Here is a 251-nt window from a genome sequence, read left to right on the forward strand (position 1 = left end):
CTGGTTGGCGCGTCCGGAGCGATCTTCGGTCTCTTTGGAGCCCTGCTGGTGGTGCAGCGCCAACGTGGTGGCCAAACGAGGCAGCTCTGGGTCCTGATCGTGCTTAACGGCGTCATTGGCTTCCTGGTGCCGGGCATTGCATGGCAAGCCCACCTTGGCGGCCTGATTACCGGTGCGATCGCTGCAGCCGCGATTACATACGCGCCCCGCGGTAAGAGCCAAGCCCTGATTCAGGCGGCCAGCCTGGTGCT

1 protein-coding gene is annotated in these 251 nt (G+C 64.1%); it reads left to right on the forward strand.

Annotated elements, in window-relative coordinates; all coding sequences use genetic code 11:
- Positions 1–251: rhomboid family intramembrane serine protease (locus SB764_RS42990; RefSeq protein ID WP_410867172.1), on the forward strand; the 251-nt coding region annotated here is incomplete at both ends.

Origin of the sequence: Paraburkholderia sp. SIMBA_027, assembly GCF_046535315.1 — a bacterium.
Lineage (GTDB): Bacteria > Pseudomonadota > Gammaproteobacteria > Burkholderiales > Burkholderiaceae > Paraburkholderia > Paraburkholderia tropica.